Raw genomic sequence first — 10576 nt, 5'->3', positions numbered from 1 at the left:
GGTTTAACACCTAACAGATCCGAACAATTATTTAAGAGCGAACATAAATCCGTGGCCAGAATTAGTTGACCACTTCATAAAGCACATTAATTTTTTCTTGAATTAATGTGGATATAATCGTGTCAGGTAGATAATATTTTCCTCTGGATATGTGTGTATCTGTAACTTTAGAGCCAGAGCCGTCGATCCATATCTGAGCTAATCTCTCACCCACCTTGGGAGAGTGCCAGTTTTTATTGGATAAATACTGTTTTACTGTTTGTATATCATCATCTTCTTTAAGTTTTTTTCTTCTATAAAATTTTTGGTTTTCATCTGTGTTGGTAAAGTTTTCATCTGGATATATAGAGATATCTACAGATGGGCCATTTTTATGCGCTAACCGTATGCGGCCATTTTTGTGAGTTTTATCATCTTTAAAATAAAGACTAAACTTTTCATTATTACTAACAGTAATATATTGTATGTTATTAATATTGAATAATGCTGGAGCTAAATTTATTTGATAAAATCTTATTAAATTTTTTGTTGTTATATTTCTGTCAATTATTTCCTTGGTAATATGAATATCTGTTTTACTGTATATGTATTTATAGAAAGCATAATATAGTCTTTTGGCATAAGTATTGATAAATGAATAATCAGGTATTTGCCCCATTTCATTTTCTTTTGGATTAAGAATGAAATAAACAATAAATTTATTATAACCTTGTTGAGCGCTTAATTCCCTGACTTTATTAAAGGCTTCTGTGAATTCCTCAGGGGCAACACTAGCCATATGCTTACAAAATTCAAACAACTTCAAAAATGTATCATTTTCCAAATCCAATAAATTATCAATTATTTTAACAGCATCTTTTACTTTAATAACAGAATAAGAATAAAGTTCTAAAAAATTGGATAAGCAGGTCATCATTAAATAAGCTACGGATTCAAAGCTAACATTACAATAAGTAACTGAAAATTGAGAACTATACTTATAACAATAATCATAGCAATATTGTTCAAATGTAGCGCAAAAAAGATTGTATCCTTCAAGTTGTTTTATGCTTCTGGAGGTTTTGTAGAACCAACCAAAACCTCTGGAGGTCTTTGTATGAATATAGAGTTGTTTATCATATTTGTCTCCGTCAAATCGAAGATGAGAGCTCCAATACGTTGGTGCCGCATGTTTCAAGCGTTTTTCTAAATCAGCACTATTTTTTAATCCACAGAGTATGAATGCCATTTCTTAACTGCTCCAATAATGATAGCGTGAGAAGTAGAATAAACCAATACAAACTTCTGTATATTTACCTATAAGTTTAGCAGAATATAAGGAATATATATTTTGTACAGGTCATTGTTGTGAAGACTTACCGTATAGAGTGTTTGATACGTTAAAGCATATTCAGCAAGATGAAACAGTCAGCAATGAACGTTTATGCGCAATATTAACCTTTGCAAAAGAGAGTCAAGCAGGAGAGGAGCACCGTCAGCGTCGAAAAAGCGCTGAAAACAAGAAAACTCAAGCGAGATATATTAATACTGTGTTTATACAAGATGTGGAGTTTAAGACGAATTTAACCAAGAATGATAAAAGGAAAATAACTTGTACTTTGCGCCCTAATGTGACATCCTTAAACTTGCCTTAACAGGTATCGATTTCAATTAAATGTCTTTATACTCAACAATATCGAGTCGCTTTTAAAAACAGCTAATCAAAGTATCAAGCTTGACAATCGCGCGCCTACTTAAGACACGCTATCTGTGTCAGTATGACATTAAGCTTCAGCCACACGTTTTAATTTAGCCAAATAAAACCCATCAAAACCAGTTTCTGCGGGACTGATCGTTTCATCTTCAATCAACTCAAAATGCGGGTTTTCAGCAAGAAATGCATCCACTTGCCCACGATTTTCTTCTGGCATAATAGAGCATGTGGCGTAAACCAAGATCCCTTCCACTTTTACCATTCGGCTGTAGCTTTGCAATATCTGCTTTTGTAATGCAACAAGCACAGGTAAACGCTCTGCCGCATCTCGCCATTTCGTATCAGGATTACGTTTGAGCACGCCTAAGCCAGAGCAAGGCACATCAAGTAACACTCGATCGGCGGTTAGCTTAAGCCGCTTAATAGTTTTGCTGCTGGCAATAATACGAGTTTCGACATTATGAGCACCTGCGCGCCTGGCCCTTTGTTTTAAATTATCCAGCTTCCACTGCTCAACATCCATGGCTAATAAACGGCCTTTACCTTGCATTTGAGCTGCAATAGACAATGTTTTCCCACCCGCTCCGGCACAGGCGTCAATCACACGCATACCCGGCTTAGCATCTAATGCCGCTGCAACTAATTGCGATCCTGCATCTTGCTGTTCAAATAAGCCTAATTTAAACGCATCGGTTCTAAAAAGGGCTGAGTCAGAAGTCACTTCAAGGGCTGTATCGACCCCTTTCACTTCAAGGGTATTGACTCCCTCTTTTGCTAATGCCTTACGCAATGCCACTTTACTGGTTTGCAGAGTATTGGTTCGTAGAAATCGTTTTGCTGCTTGATTTAGGGCTGCACGCTCTTGTGGCCACTTATCTCCCAGCTGAGTAGTCCCTAAGGTGTCTAACCATTCAGGACAACCATCCCACAATGCTTGGTTTTGTTTCGCGATTTCAATTCGTTTGGCTAGTTCTGCTTCATTAATAGGCAAAGAATATTGCATTTTCGGCAAAGGTAATTGATGGAACACATGCCAAGTATTTAAAAGCCGAGTCCCTAATCTGGCCACTTCATCGGTTTTAACATCAGATAAATAACAGTATAAATTTAATCTTCTTAAAATATCCCCTACCACAAGTGTGATCCGTCCTTGCTCTGACGGTTGCAATGTCACTCCTGAAAATTGTAAAGAATAAGCACGATCAAGCGGCTTTCCTTGTGTTAAGACAAGATCAAGGATATCGATCACTAATTGATTAGAACTCGGAGAAAGTGAAGCATTTAACATGTTAGGCTACCGTAGAGAAAAAACCGAGGGATCATAGGAGTAAAGTCAGCAATACGCAAGTCAATCCCACGGGAAAAATCATTAAGACCACATGGTGAACTGGCACTTATCACTGAATCAATGAGATAATTATAAACCTAACGAATTCAGTAATTCATCAGCTTCATCCATTTTTTGGTGAGACTGACTGCTCACGCTTCCATCTTTATCATAGGGATTATTTTTTTGCGTGCCATGGGCTTCCAATAACCTATCAGGATCTTGCTCCTTGTCATTATTGACATCACTAACTGGAATGAATTCCGTTTTATCCATGGCAAATTCAAGGTAAAAACTATGATTCCCCTCAGTTTTAAAAGCGACTCGACGACTCACCGCTTCCGTCAAATTCGTGTCTATGGATAACGTAATTTCTTTGCTAATGGTCAACATCTTTGGCTGGCTTTGGCTAATCGATGATTGTAACTCCTGACTCACTTTATTCGTAAAATCACCAATAATTTGATTCATTAGTTCCCCCATCACATTTGCCACTTCATCTGACGTATGAGAAAAAGCCAGTTCGGATTCAGGCATGCCCATCTGCATCATATAAGCACGATAAATCTCAACCGCAGAGGAAGATGAAAAATTTATCACCACTAATCCAGAAAAGCCACCATCAAAAATAGAAAAGCAACCTAAATCAGGTTTTAAACAGGTGCGAGTAATGGTTTGCACCATTCCAGCGTGAGTCACAGAAGTACTCGTCGTCTTTGATAATATGTGTGAAACTGAATGACACAGCTTAAGTAAAATATCCTGAGAAGTCACAACGGGCGTGCTTGGTATCATAATCCATTCCAATGGTTAACAGCTGATATTCATCTTATTATGATGACTATATTAACAAAAAAATAAAGACTTCATTATAAAAAACAAACTAGTAACAGGTAAAGCACAATCTGCATCAAAGCATCCTATGCTCATATCTATCCCCATTTTCATGCAAGTGCTATTATTGATACTGAATATTCAATTGTCACTTTCATCGATGAATATCCAAGAGGTAAACGATCCTTTTAGCGTTTTCGAAAAATAAGGCAACATAATTTAAATGGCAAAAATGACATTGGCAATTCATGAGCAAACCTTTTGTATTCATAGCTTTGAACCTAACGAGCCTATTCCTGAACAAGTTTTTGCTCAAGACATTTATTTCATTGGGAAAACAAAAGATGAAATCTCCATTGTTGCACCAACCTCTCTCTCTCTTAATAGCCAAGATTCAGAGCCCGATTGGCGTTGCCTAGAAGTGATTGGCCCCTTAGGCTTTTCCATGACCGGTCTTTTATCAAAAGTGTCAGGAATCTTAGCCAAAGAAAAAATCAGTATTTTTGCCATTTCCACCTTTGAAACGGATTATATCTTAGTCAAAAACCATGATTTTGAACGTACTCTCAGTTCATTGAAAAAAAACCATTATCAAATCATTAATGCACTCAGCACGTCCTGATCAAGCCATTAAGCAGTACCATGTCCTTTTACTTCAATGTTCATGGCTCTCACCTTGAGGCTTATCACAATAATGACATTATCAATCTCCTTTTTTATATCGTATGCTTAGTCTCATCTATTGGGAAAAGAGCGGTCTTATACATGCAATATTCAAAGTCAGTGATCATTTCAGCTCAGCACGGATTGCATACCCGCCCAGCAGCCTTACTCGTTAAGCAAGCTAAAAGCTATTCATGTGATATTGTCATCGAATGTCAAGGAAAGCGAGCAAGCGCGAAAAGCTTATTCAAATTACAAACATTAGGGTTATATCAAGGCGTTCAAGTGACAGTGATCACTGAAGGAGAAAACGCCCAATTAGCTGTCACTGATATCGCTAACCTGCTTTTAAAGCTTAACTAGGAGCACATTGATGACATTATCCGGTATCGTAGTTTCTCCAGGCATCGCCTTTGGTGAAGCCTTACATTTGCATTTACATCCTGAAAGACACGATTACCACCTATTACCACGGGATAAAATTGAACAAGAAAAAGCCAGCCTCATTAACATCATTAATAATAAAAAAAATCAGCTCATACAGCACTTAAATCGCCTTTCAAGCCAATCTCAAAATTACAAATTAATTGAAGCAGATTTACTCTTACTGGATGACAATGAATTAGTACAGAGCATTTGTGATGAAATAGACCGTTTTCAACTTTGCGCAGCCGTTGCGGTAGAACGTATTTTTGCTTATCAAGCCGCAGAAATGAACGCATTAAATGATCACTACCTCGCAAACCGCTCTCAAGATATTCTCTCATTGGCTCGTCGTCTGATCGATCGCATCAACGGCGCCCACGGCATCGAACTCAATAAGGTTAATCGCCCAACCATTTTGCTGGCCAGGGATATTAGCCCTGCCGAGTTTTCAATGTTACCCCTGAGATACATTACAGCCTTAGTGCTAAAAACCGGCGGAATAACGAGCCATACGGCAATTCTCGCTCGAAATGCAGGGATCCCAGCCCTGTTTGATTGTGCTTTTGAACAAGCCAATATTGCCAATGAACAAGCGTTGGCACTCGATGCCTTAACCGGTAAATTGTACCCCTCTCCTCGAACAGCCACAATCAATAGACTCAAACAACTCAAAAAAGACAACCAAAAGCAAAAACAGCATTTTCTCACATTTAAACACAAAAAAGCACAAACAAAAGACGGCTATCAGGTTCCCTTATTCATCAATATGAGCTCAATCAATGAAACACCACACATTAACGAAATGAGCGTGGAAGGCATTGGATTATTTCGAACCGAGTTTATGCTATTGAACTCAAAAAGCGCCCCCAATGAAGATAAACAATACCGAATTTATAGTGACATAGTGCATTTATTAAATGGTAAAACATTAACCATTCGAACCTTAGATATCGGTGCAGAAAAATCGCTACCTTTTCTCAATAATGTACCGGAAGAAAATCCTGCCCTCGGATTAAGGGGGATCCGCTACACCTTAACTCACTCAAACTTACTGTATCCCCAAATTCGTGCCGTATTAAGAGCCGCTCAATATGGGCCTGTCCGTCTCATGTTTCCCATGATAAATCAAATTGAAGAACTCAATAAACTATTCAATATTATCAAAAAATGTAAGCAGCAATTAAAACAAACTAACACTCAATTCGGCCCATTAAGTATCGGAATTGTCGTCGAAACACCTGCCGCCGTGATGAATTTAGCCTCTATGTTACCTAAAATAAACTTCATCAGTATCGGCACCAATGACTTAACACAATATGCCATGGCGGCTGATAGAAGTAATCCTCAATTAACTAAAGATTACCCTTCATTATCACCGGCAATATTACATTTCATCCGTCTGATCCTCTCGACTGCTCACGCACAACACATTCCTGTCAGTCTCTGTGGTGAATTAGCCAGTGATCCCCATATTGCACCGCTACTTATCGGTATGGGCATTGATGAATTAAGTGTCAATCTTCCCGCTATTTTAGAGGTCAAATCGACTGTCAGTAAAATAAGCTATTCAGCCTGTCAGGCCCTAGCCCATAAAGCGCTGAGTATGAACACAATAAAAGCACTACATCACTGTGTCTACCATCAAGATCCCCTTTATGAAGACAAAACCCGTCTTTAAACGAAACAAATTTTAAAAGCGCAAGAAAAATGTTAAAAATATAGCCTTTAACATCGGCTATTCTTACACAATAAAACTACAATAGTGAAATGCTAAAGCACTTACTGTCGCTTATATTATTTTTGTCGTGACACATGAAAATAGATAATGATAACCTCAACTGATGACAATAATAACAATGAACAAGAACAAAAAATAATCTTTCCCCAATTGACCTGAATGCGGATCATCAGCGTCACTTGGAAAAACCAAGCAAGCCAAGTTGCTAAGAGGTAATGTATGGGATTTTTAAGCCGAATTAAGCGATTAGTATCAGGGCAAACCACTCGTACAGGTAGTGTTGATATTTATGCCCCTATGTCAGGAAAAATCGTGGAGATTGAAACCGTCCCCGATCCCGTTTTTTCTGAAAAAATTGTGGGTAATGGCATCGCTATTGACCCTAAAGGTGATACAATATTATCGCCTATTGATGGAACCATAGGAAAGATTTTCGAAACCAATCACGCTTTTAGCATAGAATCCCCTCAAGGATTAGAAATTTTTGTCCATTTTGGTATCGGTACCGTTGAACTCAGAGGCGTCGGCTTTAAGCGTTTAGCGGAAGAAGGCCAAGAAGTCAAAAGCGGCGATCCCATTCTTTCATTTGATTTATCCTACCTTAAACAACATGTTGACAGTGTCCTCACTCCTGTATTGTTAGCCAATATGGAAGATGTACAAGGACTCGAAAAACGCCATGGCAATGTGGAAGCAGGTAAAGACGTGATATTTTCAGCTATACTCTAGTCCCTAGCCTGGAATACGCGTGTTTTACTATTGAGTCCACCCTATGAGAATGACACAATAGGCCATCTTAAGATCATAAGCACATCATAGTTACTATTTGGAGTCACCACCTTGACATTATTCGGCATTAAAAATTGTGATACTGTTCGTAAAGCCCGTAAATTTATTGACGGAAATGCACTCTCTGTTCCTTTTCATGATTTTAGGCAAGATGGACTCACTCGTGAGCAACTTGAACATTGGACCAGCCTTATTGATTGGGCGCTTTTACTGAATAAGCGCAGCACCAGTTTTCGCGGATTATCTGAAGCCGATAAAAAAGACATTGATCAGCAAAAAGCCATTGACCTCATGTTAGCCACACCCACTTTAATCAAACGCCCAGTATTAGTTGAGCAAGACAAAATCTTGCTTGGTTTTAAAGAAGCAGACTATAAGGCTTGGTTTAACCTATGAATCAATCAAAAGCGCCCTTTTCACAGCGTGATGTTTTAGCTCTTGCCAAGGAGTTAATTGCCCGCCCCTCTGTGACGCCATTAGACGAAGGCTGCCAACAGCTGATGGGCGATAGGCTTAAAGCTTGCAATTTTAATATCGAATCTATGGTCTTTGAAGATACCACTAATATGTGGGCACGGCGTGGCCATCAAGAGCCCGTCTTTTGTTTTGCTGGCCATACGGATGTTGTTCCAGCTGGCGATCTTAACCGTTGGCACACTCCGCCTTTTGAACCTGTGGTTATCGATGATCATCTTTATGGCCGCGGCGCCGCTGATATGAAAGGCTCATTAGCCGCTATGGTTGTCGCCACAGAAAGATTTGTCGCCAAGCACCCCGATCATAAAGGCTCTATTGCTTTTTTAATCACCAGTGATGAAGAAGGTTCTTTTATTAATGGTACCACCCGTGTTATTGATACGCTTGAAGCACGCAATGAAAAAATTACTTGGTCATTGGTCGGTGAGCCTTCATCGACCCACAAATTAGGGGATATCGTCAAAAACGGCCGCCGTGGCAGCCTAACAGGTCATTTAATTGTTAAAGGTGTACAAGGTCATGTTGCCTACCCTCACCTTGCAGACAACCCAATCCATAAAGCCGCTCCTGCACTGGCTGAACTAAGTCAGATTGTGTGGGACCAAGGCAATGAATTCTTTCCACCAACCAGTTTTCAAATTGCGAATATCAATGGAGGAACTGGAGCATCAAATGTGATCCCGGGGGATTTAAAGGTCATGTTTAACTTTCGTTATTCAACGGAAGTCACAGCAGAGATATTGATTGAACGTGTCATCGCATTATTGGATAAACATCACCTTGATTACGACATCGATTGGACTTTTAATGGCCTGCCCTTTTTAACCAGCAACGGACCCCTACTGGACGCGACCCGCAATGCCATCAAACAAACCACAGGCATTGACACCGATCCACAAACCAGCGGCGGGACTTCAGATGGCCGATTTATTGCACCAACTGGTGCTCAAGTCATAGAATTAGGGCCAGTTAATGCCACCATACATAAAGTTAATGAAAGCGTTAATATCGACGATCTCGAAACCCTCGCCTTATGTTATGAAAAGATTTTGGAAAATCTCTTGTGCTAATCCCCCATAAGGTTCTACTTGGCCTTAGCCAAGAACACCTTAAAACTTTTGGCAATGGATTATTAGAAGGTCATACTTTGGCGGCTTTCAAGCGTATGCAAAAAGCCGCTAAACGCGATGGCATTCACATCACTCCTTGTTCAACTTTTCGGAATTTCCATGCTCAACAAGCTATTTGGGATCAAAAAGCACAAGGAAAGCGGCCATTATTGAATCGCCACAATCAAATCGTCACTATTGAGAATAAAACAGACGACGAACTGATTGATTTGATCTTGCTTTGGTCGGCGCTTCCTGGCACATCGCGCCACCACTGGGGCACAGATTTAGATGTGTTTGATAGCTCAGCGATAACAGGACAACAATTACAGCTTATTGACAGTGAATATCATGAAACGGGGCCTTGTTATGCCCTTTCGAAATGGCTAGAAATTCATGCAAAAGAGTATGGGTTTTATCGTCCATATCAAGTCGGATTAAGTGGTGTCAGCCCAGAACCATGGCATTTAAGTTATTACCCCATTGCCAATGATTTACTCGCACAATTTAAACTGGAACATTTAATCCAAATGATTAAGCAAAGTGATATTCAATTAAAACAAGCATTATTACCACGACTCGAATCTTTAGTGCAAGAATTCGTGTTACGTGTTGCACCACCACCCCAATAAAAAAGAGCAAATTAACTTTTTAAAACTGTATAGACCAGCTTTAAAATAAAGAATGCTAAAATGATGACAAGATCAATATAAGAGTCAAATACAATGAAACTACTCAAGCCTTTATTTGATAATAACCGCCGTTGGGCCGATCGTATCGTAAAAGAAGATCCCCAATTTTTCGAACAATTAGCCATTCAGCAACATCCAGAATATCTATGGATAGGCTGCAGTGATAGCCGTGTGCCTTCCAATCAAATTATCGATCTCATGCCCGGTGAAGTCTTTGTACACCGTAATATTGCCAATATGGTGATGCATAGTGATATCAATTGCTTATCTGTACTGCAATACGCTGTAGAAGTGCTAAAAGTCAAGCACATTATGGTGGTTGGGCATTATGGCTGTGGCGGAGTCAAAGCCGCAATGGGCACTGACAGATTAGGCTTAATTGACAACTGGTTACACCCTATTCGCAGCTTGTACAAAGCCCAAAAAGACACTTTATCTCATTTAGATGAAAAGGCTCAGTTCGATCGTCTTTGCGAACTGAATGTGATTGAACAAGTCGGTAACGTAACCGCCACAACCATAGTGCAAGATGCTTGGCATCGTGGTCAAGAATTGGCCATTCACGGTTGGATCTACAGTATCGAAAATGGTTTGTTATCGGACTTAGATGTGACTGTCAACGAGGATGATCACTCAGCCGAAGGGCAATAAGCCTTAATTGAAGGTTGAATGATATCGCAATGCCATCATTGCTTATCATTCTTCCTTTTTTCATTTCTGATAAATAAAAATATCTCTATTAGTCTAATATTTAAGAAGAATACTCGCCCTTTCTCCCTTTTTGCAGTTATAATCCGAAGATTATTTTGAATTGTTAACCCAATACAA

The 10576-nt window shown here is 39.3% G+C and carries 12 protein-coding genes; 9 read left to right on the top strand and 3 right to left on the bottom strand.

The features are described 5' to 3' along the window. Positions 1 to 61 precede the first annotated feature (61 nt). Complete coding sequence (locus Q0791_RS14655) at positions 62 to 1228, bottom strand: hypothetical protein (RefSeq protein ID WP_299007810.1); 1167 nt, start codon at positions 1226 to 1228, stop codon at positions 62 to 64. 139 nt (positions 1229 to 1367) lie between these two features. Between Q0791_RS14655 and Q0791_RS14650 the strand changes: the two genes are divergently transcribed. After that, on the top strand, positions 1368 to 1634 hold the full coding sequence (locus Q0791_RS14650) for a hypothetical protein (protein ID WP_299007807.1): 267 nt from the start codon (positions 1368 to 1370) through the stop codon (positions 1632 to 1634). Positions 1635 to 1763: 129 nt separating this feature from the next. Here Q0791_RS14650 and Q0791_RS14645 read toward each other — a convergent pair whose 3' ends face one another. Together Q0791_RS14645 and Q0791_RS14640 are read right to left on the bottom strand one after the other, a co-directional pair. Next, positions 1764 to 2981, bottom strand: a complete 1218-nt coding sequence (locus Q0791_RS14645) for an RsmB/NOP family class I SAM-dependent RNA methyltransferase (protein ID WP_299007805.1) — start codon at positions 2979 to 2981, stop codon at positions 1764 to 1766. Between the two features lie 129 nt (positions 2982 to 3110). After that, entirely contained in the window at positions 3111 to 3812 is a 702-nt protein-coding gene (locus Q0791_RS14640; RefSeq protein ID WP_299007822.1) for a DUF3334 family protein, read from the bottom strand. A 265-nt stretch (positions 3813 to 4077) separates the two neighbouring features. Between Q0791_RS14640 and Q0791_RS14635 the strand changes: the two genes are divergently transcribed. The 8 genes from Q0791_RS14635 to can all read left to right on the top strand — a co-directional run bounded on the left by Q0791_RS14635 (position 4078) and on the right by can (position 10399). After that, a complete protein-coding gene (locus Q0791_RS14635; protein ID WP_299007803.1) occupies positions 4078 to 4476 on the top strand; it encodes an ACT domain-containing protein in 399 nt (132 codons plus the stop codon). A 143-nt stretch (positions 4477 to 4619) separates the two neighbouring features. After that, on the top strand, positions 4620 to 4880 hold the full coding sequence (locus tag Q0791_RS14630) for an HPr family phosphocarrier protein (protein WP_299007801.1): 261 nt from the start codon (positions 4620 to 4622) through the stop codon (positions 4878 to 4880). A 10-nt stretch (positions 4881 to 4890) separates the two neighbouring features. Beyond that, entirely contained in the window at positions 4891 to 6621 is a 1731-nt protein-coding gene (ptsP, locus tag Q0791_RS14625; protein ID WP_299007798.1) for a phosphoenolpyruvate--protein phosphotransferase, read from the top strand. Between the two features lie 279 nt (positions 6622 to 6900). Continuing rightward, on the top strand, positions 6901 to 7410 hold the full coding sequence (gene crr / locus Q0791_RS14620; RefSeq protein ID WP_299007796.1) for a PTS glucose transporter subunit IIA: 510 nt from the start codon (positions 6901 to 6903) through the stop codon (positions 7408 to 7410). 111 nt (positions 7411 to 7521) lie between these two features. Continuing rightward, positions 7522 to 7866 (top strand): arsenate reductase, encoded by a 345-nt coding sequence (locus tag Q0791_RS14615; RefSeq protein ID WP_299007794.1) that lies wholly within the window; start codon positions 7522 to 7524, stop codon positions 7864 to 7866. Next, positions 7863 to 9017, top strand: coding sequence for a succinyl-diaminopimelate desuccinylase (gene dapE / locus Q0791_RS14610; protein ID WP_299007792.1), 1155 nt, complete (start codon positions 7863 to 7865; stop codon positions 9015 to 9017). Before Q0791_RS14615 ends, dapE begins: the two co-directional genes overlap by 4 nt. Then, complete coding sequence (locus Q0791_RS14605) at positions 9011 to 9688, top strand: M15 family metallopeptidase (protein WP_299007789.1); 678 nt, start codon at positions 9011 to 9013, stop codon at positions 9686 to 9688. The genes dapE and Q0791_RS14605 overlap by 7 nt, the downstream gene beginning before the upstream one ends. A 93-nt stretch (positions 9689 to 9781) precedes the next feature. Beyond that, positions 9782 to 10399: a carbonate dehydratase gene (gene can / locus Q0791_RS14600; RefSeq protein WP_299007786.1), complete on the top strand. Its 618-nt coding sequence runs from the start codon at positions 9782 to 9784 to the stop codon at positions 10397 to 10399. The last annotated feature ends 177 nt before the right edge of the window (positions 10400 to 10576 follow it).

The sequence above is a fragment of the uncultured Shewanella sp. genome (assembly GCF_947495455.1).
Lineage (GTDB): Bacteria > Pseudomonadota > Gammaproteobacteria > Enterobacterales > Shewanellaceae > Shewanella.
This window is presented reverse-complemented; position numbering and strand designations above follow the sequence as displayed.